Here is a 23,135-nt window from a genome sequence, read left to right on the forward strand (position 1 = left end):
AACCAGGGATAAAGGAACGACCATGATCAAACAAACCGTTTGCGGGCTGCTGCTCGGCGCCGCCCTCACCGGCCAGGCCGGCGCGGCCGACAAGCTGACGCTGGTGCTCGACTGGTACATCAACCCCGATCACGCGCCGATTATGGTGGCCGAGCAGATCGGCGCCTTCAAGGCCGCAGGGCTGGACGTCAAGATCGTGCCGCCGTCCGATCCGGCGCTGCCGCCGCGGCTGGTGGCCGCCAAACAGGCCGACCTCGCCATCACCTATCAGCCGCAGCTGCATTTCTTCGCCGATCAGGGCCTGCCGCTGATGCGCGTCGGCACGCTGATCAACACGCCGTTGAATACGGTGATCGCGCTGGATAAAAGCATCACGTCGCCGGCGGATCTCAAGGGCAAAACGGTGGGCTACTCGGTCAGCGGCATCGAACAGGCGACGCTGGCCACCATGGTCGAGCACGAGCACCTCAAGCCGCAGGACATCAAGCTCATCAACGTCAACTTCCAGCTGACCAGCGCCCTGCTGGCGGGCCAGGTCGATGCGGTGATCGGCGGCTACCGCAATATCGAAGCGCTGGAGCTGAAGCTGCAGGGCAAAAAGCCGGTGGTGTTCAACGTCGAAGACTACGGCGTGCCGGCCTACGACGAGCTGATCATCGTCGCCAACCGCGATGCGGTGAACGAGCCGAAAATCCGCAAGTTCCTCGCCGCGCTGAAGCAAGGCAGCGACTACCTGCATGCGCACCCGCAGGACACCTGGCTGGCGTTCGCCAAGGCGCACCCGGAGCTGAATACCGAGCTGAACAAACAGGCGTGGCAAGCCAGCCTGCCGCTGTTCGCGCGCGATCCAGCCAAGTTGGATCGGGCCCGCTATGAGGCTTACGAACAGTTCCTGTTCGACAACAAGCTGATCAAGAAAATCACCCCGGTAGACCAGTATGCGGTGGAGCTCGACTGATCACGCCGAGGCGGCCGGCGGCGCCACCGTCACCTCGCCCTGGCCGCTGCGCTGCAAGGCCGCCTTCACCAGCCCGTTGGCCTTGCAGCGTTCGATAAACGCGTTCACGTAGGCGGCGCCCTGCGCTTTTTGCCTCGGCACCGCCATCGCCTGGCGAATGGCGGTGAAATGCCCATCCAGCACCCGGTAGCCGGGATGGGCGGCCGCGGCGGCCAGCAGCGGTTGACGCACGCCGGCCGCCGCCTCCAGCCCGCGTTCGAAAAACAGCGCGATCGCCTCGGCGGAAGTAGCCGCTCGCACCAGCTGCGCCTGCTGCAGCGTGCGCGACAAAAACAGATCGTACGCGGCGCCCTGGCCGACCGCGATGCGCACCTCCGGCCTGTCGAGCTGCGCCACCTCAAAGTAAGGCGCGTCGTTCGCCACCAGGTAAGTCCCCTCAATGATCACGTAGGGTTCGCTGAAGGCGATTTGCGCCGCGCGCACCGGCTCGATGGCCATAAACGCCAGATTCCAGGCGCCGCTGTCCAGGTCGGCGAACACCTTGCCGGCCGCGTCATAGGTCACCAGCTCCAGCGCCACGTCCAGTTCGCGAGCCAGCGCGGCGGCCAGCTCCACCGAAGCGCCTTGCGGTTTACCGCCGGGCCCGGCCTGCGCCAGCACCGGATTGCCGAGATTGATCGCCGCGCGCAACACGCCTTGCGGGGCCAGATCGTCGAGTACCGCTGCGGAAATCGTCTGCATACTTCCTCCTGAATGGCTGATGGACGCGCCGTCGTGGCGCTCATTAAGCGTAGAGCGAAACCTCCGACCAGCAAGATTTCGCCGCCGCGGCCGCCGCCGACGTGATTAACGTCACACTATTGTCATAAAAATGTACAATAGCCGCCGACCGTCGGCCGGAGCGGGACATCGCGCGTTGTTCCGCCGCCGACAATAGGCTATACCCTTCACTTTTCGCGCCGCGGCACGGTCGGCGGCGCAGACCAGGGCAGCAACGTTTTTTTCCAATCAGACAAGGTTTGGCGGATGGTTCTCGCAGTCGTTTCGTTTGTTCTTTTTTTGGCGTCGATCTTGATTTATCGCACCCGGGCCGCCGCCAACCGCTGGTGGTTCGCCATTCTGCTGACGCTGCTCGGCAGCTATCTGGTGCTGAACGTCATTCTGATCGCCAGCAACTACTTCACCGGCGACGGCATCACCGATGCGGTGATCTACACCGTCACCAGCAGCCTCAAAGGCGCGGGCATCAGCAAATACGTGCTGCCGTTCATCGGCCTGCTGGCGGCGCTGGGGCTTATCTTCGCGGTGCTGGCCCGCAGCCTGCTGCGCCGCAAGGCCAAAGGCAGCAGCGTGGCCTACAGCCTCGTCGCCGTGCTGCTGGCGCTGTTCTCGGTCGGCACCACCCCGGCGTTTCAGGACATCTCGCTGCTGGTCAAGAGCCAGATCGTCGGCGATACCGCCGATTTCACCACCTACTACAAGGCGCCGAAAAAGACCGTGCAGGGCAAGCGGCCGAACCTGGTGTACATCTATGCCGAGAGCCTGGAGCGCACCTACTTCGATACCGAGCTGTTTCCCGGCCTGGCCGACGAGCTGAACGCCCTGCGCGCAGACAGCATCGATTTCAGCAACACCCAGCAGCTGCCGGGCACCGGTTACACCATCGCCGGCATGGTCGCCTCACAGTGCGGCATTCCGCTGTTCGCGCCCTTCGACGGCAACGCCTCCAGCGCGGTCTCCACCTTCTACCCGGAGAACGTCTGCCTGGGCGACGTGCTGAAGGCCGCCGGCTACAGCAACTCTTTCTATCAGGGCGCCGAGCTGGCGTTCGCCGGCAAAGACACCTTCCTGAAATCCCACGGCTTCGACCACGTTTACGGTTTCAAAGAGCTGCGCGAACAGGTCGCCGATCCGAGCTACAAAAACGACTGGGGCTGGTACGACGACAGCGTGCTGGACGTGGTGTACGGCAAGTTCGTCGAGCTGTCCAAACAGCGCCAGCCGTTCTCGCTGTTTACCCTGACCGTCGATACCCATCACCCGGACGGTTTTATCTCCGCCGGCTGCAGCAAGAAAAGCTACGCCTGGCAGAACAAGGAAAACCGCTCGCTGAGCGCGGTGGCCTGCAGCCAGCAACACATCGCCGCGCTGATCGACAAAATCAAACGCTCGCCCTATTTCAGCAACACCGTGATCGTGGTGTCCTCCGATCATCTGGCGATGAACAACACCGCCTACGACATCCTGACCAAACAGAAGCGCCGCAACCTGTTCTTTATCATCGACGGCACCCGGCCGCAGGCGGAGCAGCGCAACGAGAAACGCAGCACGCTGGATAACGGCGCCACGGTGCTGGACGTGATGGGCGGTGACAACTATATCGGCCTCGGCCGCAGCAGCCTGTCGGCGCCGTCGCTGTCTACGGTGTTCCTGAATATCGAAGAGAAAATCAACGGCTGGAAACCGGCGGTGATCAATCAGTGGGGCCTGCCGAACCGCATCAGCGACTACAGCGTGGACACGCGCCAGCGCAGCTTCAGCTTCTCCGGCGTCACCTACAAGGTGCCGTTCATCCTGCGGGTGGGCGACAACCGCATCGAACCGATGTTCAACGTCTACCTCTCCACCCCGCTGCGCAAGCAGCTGGCCGGGCTGGGGGCGGGGGAGAAATTCGTCTGGGTCGATAAATGCTACGAGATCGGCCGGGTCTGGGCGCCGCAGCTGGCGCTGAGCACCGACATCTGCGTGGCCTCCGGCACCCTGGCCTCGCCGCCGCAGATCGTGCAGGCCAGCGGCGAGCGCTTCCGCGGCAAGGTGAACTTTACCGGCCCGGCGGCGGACAGCGTCGCCGATTACCAAAACGCCGTCGCCCGCCTGCAGGTGGACGACGCGGCGATGAAGTACCGGGCGGACGCCATCGAGTTCATGCTGCCCGGCATGCCGGAACAGGTGAAAGCCATTACCGGCGTCTCCGCCGTCGAGGAGTGGGGCCGCTGGTCCGACGCCAACCTGGCGCCGGCGGTCGACATCGATTATGTCGATCCGCTGCCGAAAACCTTCGATCTGGTGCTGCGCGCCCGCGCCTACGGCAACAACGTCGGCGAACCGATTTCGGTGCGCGTCGGCGACGAAGAGCGCTTCGTGTCGCTCGGCGAGCAGGACAGCACCGTCACCCTGCGTTTCGACAACCCGCGCGGCGCGCAGAAGATCAGCATTACCCCGCCGGCACCGACCGAGCCGAAAGAGAGCGCCAGCGGCGGCTTCACGCCGAAGAAGCTGGGCATCGGCCTGGTATCGCTGAAGGTCGAAGCGGCCGCTCCCGCCTCCTGATCCCCCCGCCTTCACGGGCGCGGTAATTTCTTTGCCGCGCCCGTCATTTCGACCAAGCTTTTACGCCCTGCTTCGGCTAACCTGTGACGGTGAAACGCCGCCAATCCCGCCCCAGAGCCGGGACATCGAAGGAGAAAGTATGAGCTATGCCCCACCTCGCAGCGGCCTCAGCGCCGATCAGGCACTCGATCAACTGGAAGCCTTGTATGACGCCGCGGTAGACGCGCTGCGTCAGGCGGTCAGTGACTTTATCAGCCACGGCACCCTGCCGGACCCGCAGGCGCGCGCCGCCGGGCTGTTCGTGTATCCCGAGCTGCGCGTCAGCTGGGACGGGCAGCAGTCCGGCCCGAACAAAACCCGCGCCTTCGGCCGCTTTACCCATCCCGGCAGCTACAGCACCACCGTGACCCGGCCGCAGCTGTTCCGCCACTATCTGGCCGAACAGCTGGCGATGCTGGAACACGACTACGCCGCCCATATCGAAGTGGCGCCGTCGCAGCAGGAGATCCCGTTCCCTTATGTGATCGACGGCTCCAGCCTGGCGCTCGATCGCTCAATGAGCGCCGGTATCGCGCAGCATTTCCCCACCACCGAGCTGGCGCAGATCGGTGACGAGACCGCCGACGGCCTGTACCACACCACCGACAACCATTTCCCGCTGTCGCATTTCGATGCGCTGCGCGCGGATTTCTCGCTGGCGCGTCTGCGGCACTACACCGGCACCCCGGTGGAGCATTTCCAGCCGTTCGTGCTGTTCACCAACTACACCCGCTATGTGGACGAGTTCGTGCGCTGGGCCTGCGCGCAGATCGCCGATCCGGCCAGCCCGTACATCGCGCTCTCCAGCGCCGGCGGTACCTACATCACGCCGGAAACCAGCGCGCCCGAACAGGCGGTGTCCGATCTGGCGTGGAAAAACCACCAGATGCCGGCCTATCACCTGATCTCGCGCACCGGCCAGGGCATCACGCTGATCAACATCGGCGTCGGCCCGTCCAACGCCAAAACCATCTGCGATCACCTGGCGGTGCTGCGCCCGAGCGCCTGGCTGATGATCGGCCACTGCGGCGGCCTGCGCGAAAGCCAGAAGATCGGCGATTACGTGCTGGCCCACGCCTATCTGCGCGACGATCACGTGCTGGATGCGGTGCTGCCGCCGGATATCCCGATCCCGAGCATCGCCGAGGTGCAGCGCGCCCTGTACGACGCCACCAAGATGGTCAGCGGCATGCCCGGTGAAGAAGTCAAACAGCGTTTGCGCACCGGCACCGTGGTCACCACCGACGATCGCAACTGGGAGCTGCGTTACTCCGCTTCGGCGCGGCGCTTCAACCTCAGCCGCGCGGTGGCGGTCGATATGGAGAGCGCCACCATCGCCGCCCAGGGTTACCGCTTCCGGGTGCCGTACGGCACGCTGCTGTGCGTCTCCGACAAACCACTGCACGGCGAAATAAAACTGCCGGGCCAGGCCAACCGCTTCTACGAAGGGGCGATCTCCGAGCACCTGCAGATTGGCATCTGCGCCATCGATCTGCTGCGCGCCGAGGGCGATCGCCTGCACTCGCGCAAGCTGCGCACCTTCAACGAACCGCCGTTCCGGTAACGGTTCTCAGGCCCGCGGCAACGGGCCGTTTTTTCCTCAACGCACCAGCGCCAGCGCGCGCTTCTCCTGGCTGCGGCCGCCGGCGATCGACAGCAGCAGGTCTTTGACCAGCAGCGCCGGGGCGGACAGCGCCTGTTGGCCCGACATGCACAGCGCCAGCGGCACCGACATCGTCGGCGCATTGATGCGCGCCATCCAGGCCTTGGCCGGGCCGATCATCGCGCGCGCCACCGACTCCGGCAATACGGTCGCCCCCAACCCGCCGGCGATCGCAGCGCTCAGCGCGCCCGAGGATTCGATCTCCCCCACCACGTTGACAGCCAGCTTGCGCAGCGCCATCGCCTCCTCCAGTTGGTTGCGCACCGCATCCCCCTCGCGCGGCAGGAACAGGTTCAGCCGCGCCACGTCCAGCAGCTCGACGCTGTTGCCGGGATGCGGCACCGCGCGCGTCGCCACCAGATAGAGATCCTCTCGCATCAGCGCGACGGTGTGCAGACCGGCGGGCATTTTGGCGCCGTAGACCATCGCCATGTCCAGCGTCTGGTTGGCCACCTGTCCGGCCAGCGCCGCGCCGCTGTTTTCATGCAGGCTGAGCAAAATGCCTGGCTGCTGATCGCGCAGGGTTTGCAGCAGCGGCAGCGCCAGCTGCGCTGCGGTGCTCCCCGACGCCAACCCGAGAGACACCTGGCCGCTCATCGCCTGCCCGGCGCTGTTGACCGCGCTCTGCGCCTGCTCGCACTGGCGCAAAATGGTTTGCGCGTGGGCATACAGAATGTTGCCGGCCTCGGTCGGCTGCACCCCGCGCTTGGTGCGGATCAGCAGCTGTTGCTTCAGCTCCCCCTCCAGCGTCGCCAACTGCTGGCTGAGCGCCGGCTGGGCGATATGCAACACCTCCGCCGCCTGGGTCAGGCTGCCGACATCGACGATTTTCACGAAGTACTTCAGACGTCTGAGATTCATAGTGCCTCCAGCGAGCCGCTAAATTGAGAATGCCGAAATCCGGTCATGCAACCGCAGCAAGATCCAGGCCAGAGTCGTCAAAAGGCCAAAAACGGCGGCAAATGGCCGTTTATCGGGCGAGGCGCGCCACAACGCAGGGCACGCGTTGCACCACCGGCAGGCAACGGCGCCGCCTCAGCGGGCAATCCGGCGGCGCTGCGCGTGAGGTAAGCGATAAAAGCGAGAAAAAGCAGCAGGTTGGGTAATCTTGCAGCAAACGCGCGCGCCGGGCGTTTTCGCGCTTTACAAGCCGCAACCGCCCCGCTATTATTCGCCCCGTTCCAACGATTCCTCTGTAGTTCAGTCGGTAGAACGGCGGACTGTTAATCCGTATGTCACTGGTTCGAGTCCAGTCAGAGGAGCCAAATTTAGAGAAGCCCGCTCAGGGAAACCCGAGCGGGCTTTTTGCCTTTCAGCCGCCGTCAAAAGCTGCGTTTCGCCACCAGATAGGCGCCCGCCACCAGCAACAAGGCGCCGAACAGCGCCGGCAGATTCTCACGCAGCGCCGCCGGGCCGGCGCGGTAGACGTCCACCAGCAGCCCCATGCACAGCTGGCTGGCGACCAGGATCGAGATGGTGGCCGCCGCGCCCAGTTTTTGGTAGCCCAGGATACCGGCAAACACGAACAGCGATCCCAGCAGCCCCGGCAGCAGCATCCACCACCTGGCGGCACCGGTCACTTCCGCCACCGCGCCGAGGCCATTTTTGGCCAGCAGCAACCCCACCAGCAGCAGCAAACCGACGCTGGAGTTGATCACCAGCGTAATGAGGATGGTCGAGACGCTTTCGGTGATGCGCACCATCAGCAAATTCTGCACCACTAGCCCCATCCCGGCCGCGATCAGCAGTAACAGCATATTCATCGCCCTGTCTCCCGGGATCAGCGCGCGGGCGGCATCGCCCGTTCGTCGAGCCTCAGTTGCAGGAACGTCAGATCCAACCATTGGCCGAATTTGGCGCCCACCTGTTCCATGCGCCCCACGTCGCGGAATCCCAGCGCCAGATGCAGCTTAATCGAGGCCTGATTGCTGGATTCGATGCCGGCCACCATCACATGTTTGCCGATTTCCCGCGCCCGTGCGATCAGCGCCAGCAGCAGCGCCTTGCCAATCCCGGCGCCGCGATGCGCCTGATGGACATACACCGAATGTTCCACGGTGTGGCGATAACCGTCCCAGGCGCGCCAGTCGCCGAACGACGCGTAGCCGATCGCCTCGTCCTCGGCGTTCACCGCCACCAGCACCGGGTAACCCGCCGCCTGCCGTTCGCCGATCCACGCCGCGCGGTTGGCCGCATCCACGGTTTGTTCATTCCAGATGGCGGTGCTGTTCAACACCGCGTCGTTATAGATAGCGGCAATCGCCGCGCTATCGTTGAACGTCGCATTTCGTATAATCATGGTTTACCCCGGCCAATTGTCCACTATAATACTACGATATGAATATTAAATTAGACAATCTAAATCAGCTGATCGGCGCACGCATTCGCATTGAACGCGAAGCGCGCCACTGGTCGCTGTCCGATTTGGCCGAACGGGCGGGCGTCTCACGGGCGATGGTTCATAAGATCGAGCGCGGCGAGAGCAGCCCGACGGCGATGCTGTTGGGCAGACTGGCGGGCGCGTTCGGCCTCAGCATGTCCAAGCTGATCGCCCGAGCGGAAACGCAGGAAGGCCGGCTGCTGCGCCGGGAAGATCAACCGGTCTGGGTCGATCCCGAGAGCGGTTACGTGCGGCGCCACGTGTCGCCCCGCACCGATTTGCCGCTCGATCTGGTGCGCATCGAACTGCCGGCCGGCGCGGCGATCCCGATGCCGGCTTCGGTGTACGCCTTCAAACGTCAGCTGATCTGGGTCTTATCCGGCGCACTGGTCTTTATCGAGGGTGACGCGCGCCATGAGATGGCCGAGGGAGACTGCCTTGAGCTCGGCCCGCCGGCGGACTGCCGATTTGAAAATCAGAGCGACCAACCGTGCGTGTATATGGTGGCGGTGCTGAGCGCCGCCTGACGGCCGTCTGTCCTAACCCTGCGCCGGGCGGTTATAGCCGGCGCGGAAAAACTTCTCCGCCAACCGGCTGTCGCCGCCGGAGAAGAACTCGCTCATCGGCTCGCTGCCAAGCCCATAGGCGCGGCTGAGCTGCCCGGCCTCGAACGCCGCCCGGTTCTCGTCGCCGCAGCGCTGCGCCAAATGGTGCGCATAGCCGAGCACGAAACCGCGCTTGTAGTCGGAGCAAAAGCGCGACAGCTCCGCCTCCGGTTTCAGGTTGTCCGCTTTTAATCCCGCCAACAGCCCTTTGCCAAAATGATCCCCCATCGGTTCCTCCTTATCACGCAATCGCTATATAACAAAATATACAGCGAATGGGCGAACGCGAACATACTCCCAAAGTTTTACTCGCCGCATAAAAAAGGCCCGCCAAGCGGGCCTCGGCGAGAAGGCGCGATCACAGCGTGAAATTCAGCCCTTCGCTGACGGTGTTGCCCAGCGGCAGGCGGCCCGACGGCGCTTCTTTCTCCTGCAGGAAATCCGGCAGGCGGGATTTGTCGCCCGGTTTGCCGATCGCCACCATGGCGTGCACCGCATAGTCGTCCGGCAGCTGCAGCGCCGCCTTAATCTTGTCGTGGTGAATGCCGCTCATGCAGTGGGTCAGCCAGCCTTTCAGGTGCGCCTGATGCGCCAGGTTGGCCCAGGCGGCGCCGGTGTCGAACGCGTGGGTCGGGTTGTCCACCAGCCGCTCGCCGTTCAGGCTGGTGGTTTTGGAGACGATCACCACCAGCGCCGAAGCGTGTTGCGCCCAGCCGCGGTTGAAATCGATCAGGAACTCCAGGTAGTTCTCCCAGCTGTCGGAGCCGTGCTTGCTGTAGGCAAAGCGCCACGGCTGAATGTTGTAGGCCGAAGGCGACCAGCGCGCCGCTTCAAAGAAGCTCAGCAGCGTTTGATCGTCGATGGCGTCGTTGGTCATCGCGCGCGGCGACCAGCGCTCGATAAATTGCGCATCAATCGGGTAATCGGAGATTCTTGGCTGGCTCATGATAGGTTCTCGCAGTGAAGTAAAAACAAAAGTTCGCTGATATTCCCACAGCTTAGGACGGTAAAACTTTTATTTCGTGCCATTGTCCTGCGGCAATTCCTGCTGCAGCCAGGCCAGAAACGCCCTGACCGGCGGATGCCGCTCGCGCCCCGGCGCGCACAGTACGCTGTATGCGGCGCCCGGTACGCGCACCTCCGGCCGGTACGCCGCCAGCAGGCCGTTGTCCACCATCTCGGACACCATCACCGAGCTGGCGAGCACCCACCCTTGCCCGGCCACCGCCGCCTGCAGGGCGTAATGCTCCTCGTGATAGCTGCGCATCGCCGCATGGCGTCGCCACCAATCGACCCCGGCGGCCCGGCACCAGTCATGCCAGCCGCTGTCGTATAGCGCCGAATCCCCCCACTTGACGGTGATCAGCACCGGATTTTCCGGCTCGGCGGCGGCCAGCCCCGGCGCGGCGTAGACGCCAAAGCTTTCCTCCAGCCGCGCCGCCTGATGCAGCGCGGGATAGTGCGCGCGGCTGTAGCGCACCGCCACGTCCACGCTGGCGTCTTGCTGCAGATCGATCACCTCGGCGCAGGCCTCCAGGCGCACCAGATAGTGCGGATACGCCTGATAGAAGCGCCCCAGGCGCGGCACCAGCCACAGCGCCGCGAACGAGTGCGTCACCGAAACGCACAGCGATCCTGCGCTGGGCTGCGGCCGCAGGCCTTCGAGCGTGGCGGCGACGTCCAGCAGCGCGCCGTGCACCCCGGCAAACAGCGTTTCCCCCTTCGGTGTCAGCCGCACGCCGCGCGGCACCCGCTCGAACAGCGCAAACCCCAACTGCTGCTCCAGCGCTTTGATCTGGTGTGATATCGCCGTCGGCGTCACCGCCAGTTCGGCCGCCGCCAGCTTGAAGCTGCGCAGGCGAGCGGCGGATTCGAAGGTGCGTAATGCGTTGACGGGCAGCGTGGCGAACATGGCGAAGCCTCTCCAGGTGAGTTGAATTCATCCTGGCAGAAAAGCCGTCATTTGTCGCCCGCCGGGGTTTGTTTCTAGAGTAAGGCTGAATTCATTTCACACAGAGGAATATGACATGAATGCAACTCATCAACCCAAGCGTTTGGCGGTGCTGGTCGGCAGCCCGCGCCGCGACGGCAACAGCGCCACGCTGGCACAGGCGATCATGGCGGGCGCCGCCGAAGCCGGCACCGTCGCCAGCCTGCATTTTCTCGACGATTACCTGAGCGGTTTTCTGAGCGATGAACGCCATACGCCGCCGCCGGCCGATCGCTACGCCGAGCTGTTCCTGGAGCACTTTCTGCCGGCCAACGGCGCGGTATTTTGCACGCCGATTTACTGGTACGGCATGTCGGCGCAAACCAAGGCCTTTTTCGATCGCTCGTTCAGCTTCTATTCCAATGCCTACCCTCAGGCGGCGGACGTGCACCAACGCATGAGCGGCAAGCGCATCGGGCTGGCGGTGGCGTCGGAAGAGACCTACCCCGGCGCGGCGCTGGGCATCGTGCATCAGATCCAGGAGTTCAGCCGCTACACCCATTCCGCCTTCGTTGGGCTGGTGCACGGCGCCGGCAACCAACGCGGCGAGATCGCCCGCGATCCGCGCAACCCGCTGCGGGCCGCCCGCGAGTTGGGGCGCGAGTTCTTCACCCGCCCCTATTCGGATTATCAGATGGACAGCCCGCGCAGCACGCAGGTGTGGGCGGACTGACGCTTGAGCCTGCCGGCAAACCGCGCTGTCACCCTCCGGCGGCGATCGCCGCCAGCAGATGACGCGCGACGCTTTCGGCGTGTTCCGCCACCTGCGGCAGCCCCATCAGTTCGCCGAAGCGGCCGCGCGCCGCCGGGCCGGCCACCAGCAGGCGCGGGTTGGCCAGGCCGTCGCCGCCGATCGCCTGGCTGTCGGCATTGACCCACAGCCCCAGCCCCAGCGGATCGGCGCGCAGCGCCCCCTGCTCCGCCAGTGAACGGAGCAAGGGGCTGGCGGCGATCAGGCCGGCATGGGCCGGGCCCGTGGTGATCAGCAGCCGCTGCGCCTGCAGCGCCCGCTCTGCGCCTTGGCGCGGCAGAATCGTCAACCTTACGCCCTGCGGCGTTCGCTCCGCCCGCCGCAAACGAGCGGCCAATACCTGCAGCGTGCCCGCCGTCTGTTGCTCCGCCAGCAGCGTGCTCACCTGCGGCGCAAGGCGATAGCGATGCACGTCCCAATAGGCGCGCAAATGCCGCAGAAAGCGCTGCTGTTCGGTCGGCGTCAACGCTTGCCACAGGCGCTGCCCCTGGGCGCGCACCGCGTCCAACACCGCCTGCCACGGCACCCGTTGCCGAGCGGCGCGCGCCACCTCAAGGCGCACCTGCCGCACCCCATCGCGCAGTCCGGCGGGCGGGGCAAACGACCATGTCGGGTACTCCCCTTCGGCATTGGGGCGCGGCAGCAGGCCGTGACGAGAGAAGGCGGTAATCGGCCCGCGATGCCCGCGGCGGTGCAACGCCGCCACCGTATCGGCCATCGTTAACCCAGTGCCGACGATCGCCAACGCCTCACCGGGTTCAACTTCGTCCAGCGCCTCCGCCGCCCAGGGATTGGCGATCAGACGCGCATCGCGCGCCAGCTCCGGGGCGATCTGCCGCGGCAGCGCGGGCGGCGGATGGCTGGTCGCCAACACCACATAGTCGCCCCACAGCCGTTCGCCGCCCGCGGTGATGACGGTCGCGCCCTGCGCCTGCGGCTGCAGGTGCAGCGCCCGATCGCGCAGGTGCCGCAAGCGGGCCCGGCCCGACTGCGCCGCCTGATGGAAACGTTCCTCGACATAGCGGCCGAAGGCGCCGCGCTGCGGATAGGCTTTACCGTCGCGCCACAACGCCTGCGGATCGGCCACCAATCCGCCGCCCAGGCGATACCAGCGGTCAAAATCCCCCGCCGGCTCATCCGCCAGCTGCATCCGATCGGCCGGGACGTTGATGCGGTGGGTCGGTTCAGTGGTCGAGTAGGCCACGCCATAGCCCGGCGCCGCGCGCGGTTCGATCACCGTGACATCCACCGCTCCGCGCGCCAGCTGGATCGCCAGCGCCGCGCCAGTGAAACCGCCGCCGATAACGATAATATGGGCACGCTTCGCCATCAGCCCTCCCGCTGTACCGGGCCGGGGCGACGATCGCCGCCGATGGTTTCGCCGAACGGGCCGGTATTGATCGTGCGGGCCGTCTGATGGGCCGGCTGCGCCAGCGGCAACAGCGGCATCACCAGTTCGGCAAAGCGGTGGGCCTCTTCCAGATGCGGATAGCCGGAAAGGATGAAATTGTCGATGCCCAGCGCCTGATACTCGCGTATGCGCGCCGCCACCTGCTGCGGATTGCCCACCAACGCGGTGCCGGCGCCGCCGCGCACCAGGCCGACGCCGGCCCACAGGTTGGGGCCGATGCGCAGACTCTCGCGCGAGCCGCCATGCAGCTCGCTCATGCGGCGCTGGCCGGTGGAGTCCATGCGCGCAAAAATCTGCTGCGCCGCCGCGATGGTGTCGTCATCCAGATGCGCGATCAGGCGCTCAGCCGCCGCCCAGGCTTCGTCTTCGGTTTCGCGCACGATAACGTGCAGGCGAATGCCGTAGCTGAGTTTACGCCCCTGCCGCTCGGCGCGCTGGCGCACCGCCGCCAGCTTTTCCGCCACCTGAGCCAGCGGCTCGCCCCAGGTCAGGTAGGTGTCGATCTGCCCGGCGGCGATGTCGATCGCTTCCGGCGAGGAGCCGCCGAAATAGAGCGGCGGGCCGTTTTCCTGCACCGGCGGGAACAGCAACTCGGCGCCTTCGACGCGAATATGCTTACCGCTGAAATCCACCTTCTCCCCTTGCAGCAGCCGTTGATACACCGTGAGAAATTCCTGTGTCACCTCGTAGCGTTCGGCATGGCTGAGGAAGATGCCATCCCCTTTGTTTTCCACCGGATCGCCGCCGGTCACCACGTTGATCAGCAGGCGCCCGTCCGACAACCGGTCCAGCGTCGCGGCCATGCGCGCCGCCAGGCTCGGCGGCTGCAGGCCGGGGCGCACCGCCACCAGATAGCGCAACCGACGGGTGATCGGTGCCAGCGCCGCCGCCACCAGCCAGGAATCCTCGCAGCTTTTACCGGTTGGGATCAGCACGCCGTAATAGCCAAGGTTATCGGCGGCCAGCGCCACCTGCTGCAAGTAAGGCAGGTCTACCGGGCGCCCGCCCTGCGCCGTGCCCAGATAGCGGCCATCGCCGTGGGTCGGCAGAAACCAGAAAACGTTGATGCGTTCTTTCGCTGACTCAGTCATTTATGCTTTTCCTATATAACTATTCTCAATATTTATCGATAGAAAAATCTTGCTTGGTTATAAAACGAAAAGCAGGATGCATGCCACAGTGGCGGATTTTAAAAAGCAATACATATCAATGCGTTGAAAAGACATTACCGCCCGAGCGCTGCTGCATTGGCAGCAGGCGGCGGCAAAAAGCTGTTGCCAATGCAGCACCATGCGCCTTTTACCCTCTCGCGGCCGCTCATGGGCTGGGATAAGATTTTTTCCCCCTTCGCCGCCAGCCAGGAGACGCCCATGTACGATCCCCAACCGTTCGCCGCCGACAAACCGGTGCTGATCGATCCGGCGTCGCTCGCTCTGCAAAGCGTGCTCGATCGGCTGGCCCCCACCGATGCCACCGTACTGATCGTCGGCGAAACCGGCACAGGCAAAGAGGTGGTGGCGCGCTATCTGCACCACCACAGCGCGCGCCGCCATCGCCCTTTTTTGGCGGTCAACTGCGGCGCGCTGACGGAAAGCCTGGCGGAAGCCGAATTGTTCGGCCATGAGAAAGGCGCCTTCACCGGCGCCGTCGGCACCCATCAAGGCTGGTTCGAAGCAGCGGAAGGCGGCACCCTGCTGCTGGACGAGATCGGCGAACTCAACCTGTCGCTGCAGGTCAAGCTGCTGCGCGTGTTGCAGGAACGAGAAATCACCCGCGTCGGTTCGCGCAAACCGCTGAAGATCGATGTGCGGGTCATCGCCGCCACCCACGTCGATCTGGCCGGCGCAATCCGCCAACGACGCTTCCGCGAAGATCTCTATTACCGGCTGAACGTCGCGGCGGTGACCTTACCCCCGTTGCGCCAGCGGCCGGAGGACATTCCGGCGCTGACCAGACACTTTCTTGCGCTGTACGCCCGCCGGCTGGGACGGCCGCCGCTGCAGTTGACGGTGGAGGCGCAGCAGGCGCTGCTGGACTACCCCTGGCCCGGCAACGTGCGCGAGCTGGAGAACACGCTGCATAATGCGGTCTTGCTGAGCCAGGAGGGGCCGATCGCCCCGCAGCAACTGCGGCTCACGCAACGCCTGACGGATCACGGCGGCGGCGGTGACGACGCCATCGATCGCTTCGTGCAGCAGCAGTTGCAAGGCGACGGTACCCAGCTCTACCAACGGGTGCTGGATGCGCTGGTGCGCAACGCCTTCGAACGCAGCGGCGGCAACCAGCTGCAGGCGGCGGCCTTGCTCGGCGTCAGCCGCAATACCCTGCGCACCCATTTGGCGCATCTTGGCCTGATCAAACCGCGCCGCCGCAGCGCCCGCGCGCCCGCGCATTCGTCGGCCATCAGCGCAGCGCCGCTGCCCGAACGCGAACTGCGCATCGGCTATCAAAAATTTGGCAACCTCGGCGTGCTCAAGGCGCGGCAAAGCCTGGAACAGCACTTCGCCGCACAGCGCATCAGCGTACTGTGGAGCGAGTTTCCCGCCGGGCCGCAGCTGCTGCACGCGCTCGACGGCGATGAAATAGACTTCGGCACCACCGGCGAAGTGCCGCCAATCTTCGCGCAGGCGCAGGGCAATGCGCTGGTGTATGTCGGGTTTGAGCCGCCAGCCCCGCAAAGCGTGGCGATGGTGGTGCCGCAAGACAGCCCGATACGCAGCGCCGCCGATCTGCGCGGCAAACGCATCGCGCTCAACAAAGGCTCCAACGTGCACTATTTATTGCTGCAGATGTTGGACGAACAGGGAATGACGTTGAACGATGTGCGCATCGTCTATGCGCCGCCGAAGTATCCGCTGTCGGCGACCGACCTGCAGGCGGTGGACGCCTGGATGATGTGGGATCCGCTGCTCAGCGACGCGCAGCGCAGCAGGGAACTGCGCGTGATCGCCGACGGCACCCAACGGGTGCTCAATCAGCAATTCTATCTGGCGCGCCGCGAGTTCGCCGAACGCTCGGGCGATCTGTTGCAGCCGCTGATGCAAGCATTGCAGCACACCGGCCGCTACATTGCCGCGCAGCCGAGAGAAGCCGCTCGTCACCTTTCCGACGAACTGGGGCTGGCGAGCGCCTCGCTGGAACTCGCGCTGTCGCGCCGCAGCCACGAGATCCGCGCCATGGATTTGCAGGTGATCCGCCAGCAGCAAAGCATCGCCGACCGCTTCTACGCCCTGGGGCTGTTGCCCAAAGCGATCGCCGTGCGCGAGGCGGTTTGGCCGCTGGGATCTTAGCCTGGCTTCGGAGGGCGCAGCATCGGCCGCCCTTTCTCCTCTGCGCACAAACTCATATCGCCGTCGGAGCCGGGCGGTAATGCCAATGCCGCAAAGACATTTTTAGGTAAAATATACCGCCGATGTCAGTGCTAGGATTAATTCGCTATCATTTTATGTGCACTTTCAATTAACGTTACCCTGTTATTTTCGCATTCGCCGGTCGTCACGACCGGCTTTTTTATTCCCCCACCTCCCCTGCCAAAAAATATCGCTTTTTGGTAAAAAAAAACGCGCCAGGTAGGATTACATAGCAACTGCATGGCCTTATTTCCCGTGTAGGGCCGTGCATCTCAGAGAGATTGTCGATGTTTCATTGGCCGGCGTTAATCGCCGGCTTTTTTTATCTTCATTTCATGACGCCTGCGCGTCGCAGGCCCCACGTCTTATTGCCAAAGAGGATGCGCGCATGCCGAGTCTATTGTTCCGTGGGATAACACTTTTCGGTAAAGACAAAACCTCAACGCGCGCTATTATTTAATTGTAGTGTTGTCATACCTATTGAATACCCCATGCTTACCGACCCTCGCGGTCGGTTTTTTTTCTCCCTCACCAACCGTTCCGTTGGCGGAAACAGGCTTATGGGGCGTTGACGGGAGGGCGCCATCAAAATATCGATGGCATAACCCAAGCTTTCCGTTGTGATCAGGCAACCTGCTGCCGCGCGCGATAAACAAAGCTCATTTTATCGGGATGAAATACCACATGCTGACGTTTTCCTTTTCACCTGGGCAGTGATCGTGAATTTTAAAGATTACGCTTTGCGTGATGAAGATATCCAGGGAAGCCAACACCCCCTCATAGAGCGATAGGATGAACTCATTTTCGCTCATCTTTTTTTCATTGCGTCTGATCGCAATGTACTTTGCCGATGCGTTGTACAGGCTACAGGTTATTGGATTCTTTACGTTTACCTTCATCTGCCCCCGGCTGATTACCGGCGAAAGCAGTTGCACGATCCTTTTATTCTCGTAATACTCATGCAAATTCAAGTACACGATGCTGCTGGGGAAAGGCTCTTTATCGAAGCCAATAATCGGTTGATAATTGAGAAAAGGCCAATCGCGCAGGGTTCTGAATGTTCTCGGCGGGCAACCGAATTGATTTGAAAACGCACGGCTAAATGATTGCTGAGAACTAAACCCGGAGAGCAACGCGATTTCATAGATCTTCATATCGGTACATTTCAGCAATAACGTCGCGCGGCTTAGTCTGCGCTTTCTGATATAGGTCCCTATCTTCATCCCTTCATACAAATAGAACATCCGCTGTAAATGCCCGATGGAATACCCTGACTTAATGGATAGCGCCCTTATTGATACATGGCTTTGTGTATCAATGGCTTTTTCAATGATAGCGATTATCTCATCTAAAATATTGCGTCTGAACTTGTTAGAACAATCCATAGTAAAGCCTGTCATCTTGCTATTTTTATTATTGAATGCATCTCTCTTCTTGCGGAACCAAAAGCTGTCCGGCTTGCTTTCTTTCGAAGAATGGCATTCCCATATCCGTTCAAATATATTCACGCATCACGTTGCACAAAAATCATTTCCAGGGCGAAAGATGCCGATTCACCTCTCGCACAAGATGAGATTCACAAAGAAGTCGTGTGGAAAAACGCTGATAAACCACGGACGCCAAGACAGAACAACGCTCAGCGTTTATTCTGCCTCAAAAAACGCAGGCCACAGCCAGAAGATAAATAGCAAACGCTATTTCTCGTGAAAATACCCCCCTCATACTCCTCCCTGAATGTCATTATCCTTGATACCCCCTTGGATTAACCATTATTTAATTGCGCAATCCCCTGCCTGGCCTATTTGCCGCTTAGCCACCCACTCTTAAACATAGAATAGTTAATTATTTCGATTCGAAAAGATGTTACTGTCAATAAATTGACAGCCATATAGAGTTTTTATCTATCAATGAGCAAAAAATGTGCTCCAACCGCCTTGATTCATTCATACAAACTCATAAAAATCAATAAATTAATACACTTAAAATGTATCCCTGCACTTTCTCCTTCTTCGCCATACGCTGCTATTTGGTAAATGACACTTTTAAGTACATTTTTTTTAATTTACCGCGTTAATATTGCAAGCGTTCTATACTCAGGATATTTCCTAAAAGAACGGATAAATTGGGGGCTTATCGCTGAATACCGATAACGCGTTATTTTACCCAACGCAACCATTAGGCAGATAACTAAAAGGGAGCTCCTGCATGTTTATAACCAAAGTCATTGAGGAGCTGCTCGCCTGGGTGGAAGAAAGTGGGTTCAATGAGAAGCTCACCGTTGAGATGCTGTCAGAAAAAAGCGGATATTCACGCGGGCATATCCAAAAAGCGTTTAAAGATGAAACAGGGATGACTTTCGGGAGCTATGTGAGGGGCAGAAAACTCATTCGCGCCGCATTTATGTTGAAAGCGACGAACCTCTCTATTTCCGATATCGTTAAAGCGCTGAACTTTCAGTCATATCAATCCTTTGAACGGGCGTTTCGCAAGCAATTCAGAACCTCGCCGATGCAGTATCGCAAAAGTAAATCGTGGGACGTGTCCTCCGCCATCCCATTGCTGTTTCTCGACGGCATTCCCGAGCATCGCTATGTGCACCTGCCAAAATTTTTCGACGATTCAGGGGATGGCGTTGATGCAGAGATAGATCACTTCCATCCTGCGGTTTCCGCGCTGCGATTGGCGGCAATTGATAACATGAAAAAAACGGATAGCGGCGTGATTAACTTTTTCAATTTTGGCGCGAGCATCAAGAAAGAGAATTACGTCAGCATCTATTTGAAGACCCTCTATATTTCTGAAGAAGACTGTCTTGGCAGCGTGCTTGCCTCTCTGGCCGACGCCCAGGGAAAAAAAGACATGCAACTTTATGCAGAGTTCAGTTATGACGGCGCAAGCGATGAGGCGCAAAAATTCACGCAAAGTATCTACACCAAATCATTCCCGATAAATAAAGTTGGCATGATCGATCGCTTTCTCATTGAAATTATCACCCCCAAAGGCGGCGATAGAATAGAGATGAAGACCTATATCCCCATTGTCTTCCCTATCAAGCACAGAGAGAAAGAGGTAGCGCCAGGGCCAGCGCGGTAACCCTGTCACTATCGGCGTTGCCATTTATTAAAAAGAGTAATGATTTATATTAAACAATAAAGAGTTATGATGAATTTAGGCTCAAAACCACTCATTACCCACTCGCTGCAAAGCGCCAACTTTAAGACTTATCTAATTGGAAAACACGTCAATATCGCCATGAAGATCGCGCCAAGATGAGTTCTTCTCGCCCCCACAAGGAATCACCGCTTATCCGTTAAGCGTTGACTTCGATATGACTTACGTACCAAAACCTTAAATATCAATGTGTTACCCACATTTACTTTTTGTGCGGCCGATTGGATAACTTATTGTTTTTATTCTATTTGCACTAAATACCCCGCCTGAGCGCAACCGGCATTTTTCGCTTTATCCCGCCCGCACGCTTGTAGACATCCCCAGGTAGTGACGATATTTTATTTCTACGAGACTTATTTTTACGGGTGCTATCAATATGCCTTAAACAAGAATAAAGCGCGTCAGGAAAATAGAATTATGAGTATTCAAGTATGGTCTAAAAACCTAAAAAAACACTATCCTAATGTTAATGTTGAAAAAGTCACCGTCGGCGAACGCGGGAAAGGTTATATTGTCTATGTCGATGGGGAAAGAATGGCATTAAATCATTTTTTTCGCCGTTTCTATCGACACCGGCTTGATAAAGAATGATGTTTCACCCTGAACTCAACGCAGGGTAAACCTCTACGCAACCTCGTGATTAAAAGCAATTTCGCATTCATCATCACTCTAAATAATTAGTCCAGAGAGGCTCTTTCATTCAATGCGCTTATCACTGCAATAAAATATCGGATTGCCCAGCGCACCCAAAACCGTATCTCTGCGAGACGGTTACAACCCGGTATTAAATAAAAATGTTGATGGTTATTTTTATCGCGCGCGTTCTGTCATCGCCCAATAAAAACCCCTTATCTTGGTCTGGCGACTGATCCAAGCCGCAATGGCCACTGTTGAAATGGATATCAAAACGACAACTCAATGCCCCTAAAGCGTTAAAGAATAAAAAGTCTCAAGGCGGGACATGCCTTGCCTTTCGCGCCGGCATTTTCAGGCGTTGGCAGCGATGGGATGGTGATCCAATGTGGATTTAAAAGTCAAAGGAAAACATATGATTAGAACATCGTTTGGTAAGAGAGCCGCAATAATCACGTTCTTTTGCTTGCTGGTTTTTTCTGGCGTCGCGTTAACCGTGGGGGGAATTTGGCTGATCGCCCTCGGCGGATCGTTCTACTATGCCATTACCGGGATAGGCTACATCGCCGCCGCAGTGCTGGTCCTCAAGCGCAGCAAATCGGCTTGTTACTTAACCGGCCTGCTGTTTTTGATGACGGTGCTGTGGGCGCTTTGGGAGTCGGGGCTTAACTACTGGGCATTGTTCCCTCGTCTGCTGGTGCCCGCCGGCCTCTCTATTATCGCCGCGTTTTTACTTCCCTCGTACCTGCACGGCGCCAAGAGTCGAAAGCAGGCTTACATCGCCGGTTCGGCATTATCCGTGGCCTTTGTCGCTTTCTTTATCGGCGCCTTCTTTCCCCATGGCGAAATTACCCCTGCTGGCGACGTGACGTTTATCGAGAGCAAAAGCGACAATGCGCCTGCCGATTGGAGCGCCTATGGCCGCACGACGGAAGGAACGCGCTACGCGCCGTTCAATCAGGTGAACCGTTCAACCGTCAAAGATCTGAAACTCGCCTGGGTGTATCGCACCGGCGATTTCCGGCCGGGCGTGGACCAAAATACCCCGCTCGCGATTGATGATGTGGTGTATAGCTGCACGCCCAACGGTCTTATCACCGCTATCGATGCCGATACGGGTAAAGCGCGCTGGAAATTTGACTCGCATTCCACCTCCCCCGTTTGGCAACGCTGCCGCGGGCTTGGCTACTACAAAAATGAGGATGTTGCGCCAGGCGCTCTGTGCGAGAAAACGATCGTTCACACCACGATCGATGCCCGCCTAATTGCGCTGGATGCCAAAACGGGCCAGAAATGCCCCGCCTTCGGTCAAAACGGTGAGGTGAATCTCGGCCAGCATATGGGGGAAGTCAAACCGGGTTATTACTTCCAAACCTCGGCGCCGACCATCGCCAGAGGGAAGATTATCGTCGGCGGCTGGGTTATCGATAACGTAATGAAAGGCGAGCCTTCCGGCGTCATCAGGGCGTTCGACGCCAAAACCGGCGAGTTGGACTGGGCGTGGGACTTAGGCAATCCGGGCATCACCAAGGCGCCGCCGGCCGGAAGCACCTATACGCGCGGCACGCCGAATATGTGGACCACCGCCGCCTATGACGACAAATTAGGCTTGTTGTATGCGCCGCTTGGCAATGCAACGCCCGACTATTACGGCATGAATCGCCCGGAAAATTCGGATGAGTACAACTCTGCCCTGGTCGCCATTGATATTGAAACAGGCCGTGAGCGCTGGAAATTCCAAACCACGCATCACGACATTTGGGATTATGACCTCGCGTCCCAACCCGCGCTGGTAGACGGTTTTGATGAGCAACATCGCCCGGTGCCCGCCCTTTTGCTCGGCACCAAACGCGGGCAGATTTTCTACCTGAACCGGGAGACCGGCAAACCGCTGGCGCAGGTTGAAGAGAAAGCCGTGCCGACCCAAGGCGCCGCAGAGGAAGAGCGCCTCTCGCCAACCCAGCCGTTCTCCGTCGGCATGCCGACCATTGGCGCCGAGCGCCTGACCGAAGAAAAAATGTGGGGCACCACCCTGTTTGACCAGATGGCCTGCCGCATCCTGTTCAAACAGATGAATTACCAGGGCGACATGACCCCGATCGGCACCCGCCCAACGCTCGAGCAGCCCGGCAATTTAGGCGGACTCAACTGGGGGAGCATGTCGATTGATCCTGTAAACCATATGGCTTACATGAACGATGTGCGCATCCCGAATGTGTTTTGGTTAGTGGCGCGCGACAGCTATGAACGCGTCGCGAAGCAGTACCCGCAAAAAGTGATCGATGGCCACGGGCCTTCTCCCATGATCGGCACGCCATACGGCATGATCACGTTGATGTGGATGTCGCCGCTCGAAGTGCCTTGCAACCAACCCCCTTACGGCACGATCACCGCCGTCGATTACAAAAACAAAAAGATCGCCTGGCAGATACCGGCCGGCACCGCCGAAAAAATGGGGCCGCTGGGCATCAGATCGCACCTGCCGATGCCGGTTGGCATGCCCACCTACGCGGGCACCATGACGACCGCCGGCGGCCTGGTCTTCTTCGCCGGCTTCCAGGACTATTATCTGCGCGCCTATAACAGCAGCACCGGCAAAGAAGTCTGGAAATATGCGCTGCCGGTCGGCGCGAGCGCGACGCCGATGAGCTACGTTTCGCCTAAAACCGGCAAGCAATACATTGTTATTGTGGTCGGCGGCGCCGCGCATTCGTCAGAAACCGGCGATTACGTGATGGCGTTTGCGCTGCCTTAACCCTTTGCCCCGTTTGCCTGCGCCATCACACAGGCCAGCGGGGCGAAGACCGGCCTTGCTCAACTGCGCTTTCTTTATCGACAGCGGCCGCCGTGGCCG

Annotated in this window: 19 protein-coding genes and 1 tRNA gene; 10 read left to right on the top strand and 10 right to left on the bottom strand. The window is 60.3% G+C overall.

Features of this window, described 5'->3' with window-relative positions; translation table 11 throughout:
• Positions 1 to 22: 22 nt before the first annotated feature.
• On the top strand, positions 23 to 958 hold the full coding sequence (locus ACUTQY_RS03445) for an ABC transporter substrate-binding protein (RefSeq protein ID WP_046687402.1): 936 nt from the start codon (positions 23 to 25) through the stop codon (positions 956 to 958).
• Here the strand turns inward: ACUTQY_RS03445 and ACUTQY_RS03450 are convergent, their stop codons facing one another.
• Positions 959 to 1,699 carry a transporter substrate-binding domain-containing protein gene (locus ACUTQY_RS03450; protein ID WP_046687403.1) on the bottom strand — a complete coding sequence of 247 codons (741 nt, stop codon included), beginning with the start codon at positions 1,697 to 1,699 and terminating at the stop codon, positions 959 to 961.
• 285 nt (positions 1,700 to 1,984) lie between these two features.
• Between ACUTQY_RS03450 and opgB the strand changes: the two genes are divergently transcribed.
• Both opgB and ACUTQY_RS03460 read left to right on the top strand, forming a co-directional pair.
• A complete protein-coding gene (gene opgB, locus ACUTQY_RS03455) occupies positions 1,985 to 4,288 on the top strand; it encodes a phosphatidylglycerol--membrane-oligosaccharide glycerophosphotransferase (protein WP_046687404.1) in 2,304 nt (767 codons plus the stop codon).
• A gap of 139 nt (positions 4,289 to 4,427) precedes the next feature.
• Positions 4,428 to 5,891: an AMP nucleosidase gene (locus ACUTQY_RS03460; RefSeq protein ID WP_033643685.1), complete on the top strand. Its 1,464-nt coding sequence runs from the start codon at positions 4,428 to 4,430 to the stop codon at positions 5,889 to 5,891.
• Between the two features lie 36 nt (positions 5,892 to 5,927).
• On the opposite strand, the gene nac is transcribed toward ACUTQY_RS03460, so the two are convergent.
• A complete protein-coding gene (gene nac, locus ACUTQY_RS03465; RefSeq protein WP_046687405.1) occupies positions 5,928 to 6,851 on the bottom strand; it encodes a nitrogen assimilation transcriptional regulator NAC in 924 nt (307 codons plus the stop codon).
• A 328-nt stretch (positions 6,852 to 7,179) separates the two neighbouring features.
• Here nac and ACUTQY_RS03470 point away from each other — a divergent pair.
• Positions 7,180 to 7,255: transfer RNA gene (locus tag ACUTQY_RS03470), tRNA-Asn, on the top strand.
• Positions 7,256 to 7,312: 57 nt separating this feature from the next.
• Here ACUTQY_RS03470 and ACUTQY_RS03475 read toward each other — a convergent pair.
• On the bottom strand, positions 7,313 to 7,753 hold the full coding sequence (locus ACUTQY_RS03475; RefSeq protein WP_043143187.1) for a DMT family transporter: 441 nt from the start codon (positions 7,751 to 7,753) through the stop codon (positions 7,313 to 7,315).
• Positions 7,754 to 7,770: 17 nt separating this feature from the next.
• The gene (locus ACUTQY_RS03480) at positions 7,771 to 8,289 is read right to left on the bottom strand and encodes a GNAT family N-acetyltransferase (RefSeq protein ID WP_046687406.1); all 519 of its coding nucleotides are present in this window, start codon (positions 8,287 to 8,289) and stop codon (positions 7,771 to 7,773) included.
• A 38-nt stretch (positions 8,290 to 8,327) separates the two neighbouring features.
• Between ACUTQY_RS03480 and ACUTQY_RS03485 the strand changes: the two genes are divergently transcribed.
• Positions 8,328 to 8,897 (top strand): helix-turn-helix domain-containing protein, encoded by a 570-nt coding sequence (locus ACUTQY_RS03485; RefSeq protein WP_033643689.1) that lies wholly within the window; start codon positions 8,328 to 8,330, stop codon positions 8,895 to 8,897.
• A gap of 12 nt (positions 8,898 to 8,909) precedes the next feature.
• On the opposite strand, the gene ACUTQY_RS03490 is transcribed toward ACUTQY_RS03485, so the two are convergent.
• The 3 genes from ACUTQY_RS03490 to ACUTQY_RS03500 all read right to left on the bottom strand — a co-directional run bounded on the left by ACUTQY_RS03490 (position 8,910) and on the right by ACUTQY_RS03500 (position 10,887).
• Positions 8,910 to 9,203 carry a DUF2623 family protein gene (locus ACUTQY_RS03490; protein ID WP_033643690.1) on the bottom strand — a complete coding sequence of 98 codons (294 nt, stop codon included), beginning with the start codon at positions 9,201 to 9,203 and terminating at the stop codon, positions 8,910 to 8,912.
• A 130-nt stretch (positions 9,204 to 9,333) separates the two neighbouring features.
• Complete coding sequence (locus tag ACUTQY_RS03495; protein WP_033643691.1) at positions 9,334 to 9,921, bottom strand: nitroreductase family protein; 588 nt, start codon at positions 9,919 to 9,921, stop codon at positions 9,334 to 9,336.
• A gap of 69 nt (positions 9,922 to 9,990) precedes the next feature.
• The gene (locus ACUTQY_RS03500; RefSeq protein WP_033643692.1) at positions 9,991 to 10,887 is read right to left on the bottom strand and encodes a LysR substrate-binding domain-containing protein; all 897 of its coding nucleotides are present in this window, start codon (positions 10,885 to 10,887) and stop codon (positions 9,991 to 9,993) included.
• A 115-nt stretch (positions 10,888 to 11,002) separates the two neighbouring features.
• Between ACUTQY_RS03500 and ACUTQY_RS03505 the strand changes: the two genes are divergently transcribed.
• A complete protein-coding gene (locus tag ACUTQY_RS03505) occupies positions 11,003 to 11,638 on the top strand; it encodes a flavodoxin family protein (RefSeq protein ID WP_046687407.1) in 636 nt (211 codons plus the stop codon).
• Positions 11,639 to 11,666: 28 nt separating this feature from the next.
• Here ACUTQY_RS03505 and ACUTQY_RS03510 read toward each other — a convergent pair whose 3' ends face one another.
• On the bottom strand, positions 11,667 to 13,046 hold the full coding sequence (locus ACUTQY_RS03510; protein WP_046687408.1) for an FAD/NAD(P)-binding protein: 1,380 nt from the start codon (positions 13,044 to 13,046) through the stop codon (positions 11,667 to 11,669).
• A complete protein-coding gene (gene ssuD / locus ACUTQY_RS03515; RefSeq protein ID WP_033643695.1) occupies positions 13,046 to 14,218 on the bottom strand; it encodes an FMNH2-dependent alkanesulfonate monooxygenase in 1,173 nt (390 codons plus the stop codon). The genes ACUTQY_RS03510 and ssuD overlap by 1 nt, the downstream gene beginning before the upstream one ends.
• A 279-nt stretch (positions 14,219 to 14,497) precedes the next feature.
• On the opposite strand from ssuD, the gene ACUTQY_RS03520 reads away from it, so the two are divergent.
• Positions 14,498 to 16,417, top strand: a complete 1,920-nt coding sequence (locus ACUTQY_RS03520; RefSeq protein WP_046687409.1) for a sigma-54-dependent Fis family transcriptional regulator — start codon at positions 14,498 to 14,500, stop codon at positions 16,415 to 16,417.
• Positions 16,418 to 17,136: 719 nt separating this feature from the next.
• Here ACUTQY_RS03520 and ACUTQY_RS03525 read toward each other — a convergent pair.
• Positions 17,137 to 17,985 (bottom strand): helix-turn-helix domain-containing protein, encoded by an 849-nt coding sequence (locus ACUTQY_RS03525; RefSeq protein WP_342188160.1) that lies wholly within the window; start codon positions 17,983 to 17,985, stop codon positions 17,137 to 17,139.
• A gap of 697 nt (positions 17,986 to 18,682) precedes the next feature.
• On the opposite strand from ACUTQY_RS03525, the gene ACUTQY_RS03530 reads away from it, so the two are divergent.
• The 3 genes from ACUTQY_RS03530 (at position 18,683) to ACUTQY_RS03540 (ending at position 23,036) form a co-directional block, all read left to right on the top strand.
• Positions 18,683 to 19,570 (top strand): helix-turn-helix domain-containing protein, encoded by an 888-nt coding sequence (locus ACUTQY_RS03530; RefSeq protein WP_033643699.1) that lies wholly within the window; start codon positions 18,683 to 18,685, stop codon positions 19,568 to 19,570.
• A gap of 495 nt (positions 19,571 to 20,065) precedes the next feature.
• Complete coding sequence (locus tag ACUTQY_RS03535; RefSeq protein ID WP_154219870.1) at positions 20,066 to 20,239, top strand: hypothetical protein; 174 nt, start codon at positions 20,066 to 20,068, stop codon at positions 20,237 to 20,239.
• Positions 20,240 to 20,696: 457 nt separating this feature from the next.
• A complete protein-coding gene (locus ACUTQY_RS03540) occupies positions 20,697 to 23,036 on the top strand; it encodes a membrane-bound PQQ-dependent dehydrogenase, glucose/quinate/shikimate family (RefSeq protein ID WP_060660524.1) in 2,340 nt (779 codons plus the stop codon).
• Positions 23,037 to 23,135: the final 99 nt, after the last annotated feature.

It is taken from the genome of Serratia sp. TSA_130.1 (genome assembly GCF_052691795.1).

Excerpts from the sequence above, each read along its gene's own strand:
- ssuD (WP_033643695.1), bottom strand. The coding sequence starts at position 14,218 with ATGACTGAGTCAGCGAAAGAACGCATCAACGTTTTCTGGTTTCTGCCG.
- ACUTQY_RS03485 (WP_033643689.1), top strand. The coding sequence starts at position 8,328 with ATGAATATTAAATTAGACAATCTAAATCAGCTGATCGGCGCACGCATT.
- ACUTQY_RS03505 (WP_046687407.1), top strand. The coding sequence starts at position 11,003 with ATGAATGCAACTCATCAACCCAAGCGTTTGGCGGTGCTGGTCGGCAGC.
- ACUTQY_RS03450 (WP_046687403.1), bottom strand. The coding sequence starts at position 1,699 with ATGCAGACGATTTCCGCAGCGGTACTCGACGATCTGGCCCCGCAAGGC.
- ACUTQY_RS03535 (WP_154219870.1), top strand. The coding sequence starts at position 20,066 with ATGAGTATTCAAGTATGGTCTAAAAACCTAAAAAAACACTATCCTAAT.
- ACUTQY_RS03540 (WP_060660524.1), top strand. The coding sequence starts at position 20,697 with ATGATTAGAACATCGTTTGGTAAGAGAGCCGCAATAATCACGTTCTTT.
- ACUTQY_RS03475 (WP_043143187.1), bottom strand. The coding sequence starts at position 7,753 with ATGAATATGCTGTTACTGCTGATCGCGGCCGGGATGGGGCTAGTGGTG.
- ACUTQY_RS03445 (WP_046687402.1), top strand. The coding sequence starts at position 23 with ATGATCAAACAAACCGTTTGCGGGCTGCTGCTCGGCGCCGCCCTCACC.
- ACUTQY_RS03460 (WP_033643685.1), top strand. The coding sequence starts at position 4,428 with ATGAGCTATGCCCCACCTCGCAGCGGCCTCAGCGCCGATCAGGCACTC.
- ACUTQY_RS03490 (WP_033643690.1), bottom strand. The coding sequence starts at position 9,203 with ATGGGGGATCATTTTGGCAAAGGGCTGTTGGCGGGATTAAAAGCGGAC.
- ACUTQY_RS03520 (WP_046687409.1), top strand. The coding sequence starts at position 14,498 with ATGTACGATCCCCAACCGTTCGCCGCCGACAAACCGGTGCTGATCGAT.
- ACUTQY_RS03530 (WP_033643699.1), top strand. The coding sequence starts at position 18,683 with ATGTTTATAACCAAAGTCATTGAGGAGCTGCTCGCCTGGGTGGAAGAA.
- ACUTQY_RS03480 (WP_046687406.1), bottom strand. The coding sequence starts at position 8,289 with ATGATTATACGAAATGCGACGTTCAACGATAGCGCGGCGATTGCCGCT.
- ACUTQY_RS03510 (WP_046687408.1), bottom strand. The coding sequence starts at position 13,046 with ATGGCGAAGCGTGCCCATATTATCGTTATCGGCGGCGGTTTCACTGGC.
- ACUTQY_RS03500 (WP_033643692.1), bottom strand. The coding sequence starts at position 10,887 with ATGTTCGCCACGCTGCCCGTCAACGCATTACGCACCTTCGAATCCGCC.
- opgB (WP_046687404.1), top strand. The coding sequence starts at position 1,985 with ATGGTTCTCGCAGTCGTTTCGTTTGTTCTTTTTTTGGCGTCGATCTTG.
- nac (WP_046687405.1), bottom strand. The coding sequence starts at position 6,851 with ATGAATCTCAGACGTCTGAAGTACTTCGTGAAAATCGTCGATGTCGGC.
- ACUTQY_RS03495 (WP_033643691.1), bottom strand. The coding sequence starts at position 9,921 with ATGAGCCAGCCAAGAATCTCCGATTACCCGATTGATGCGCAATTTATC.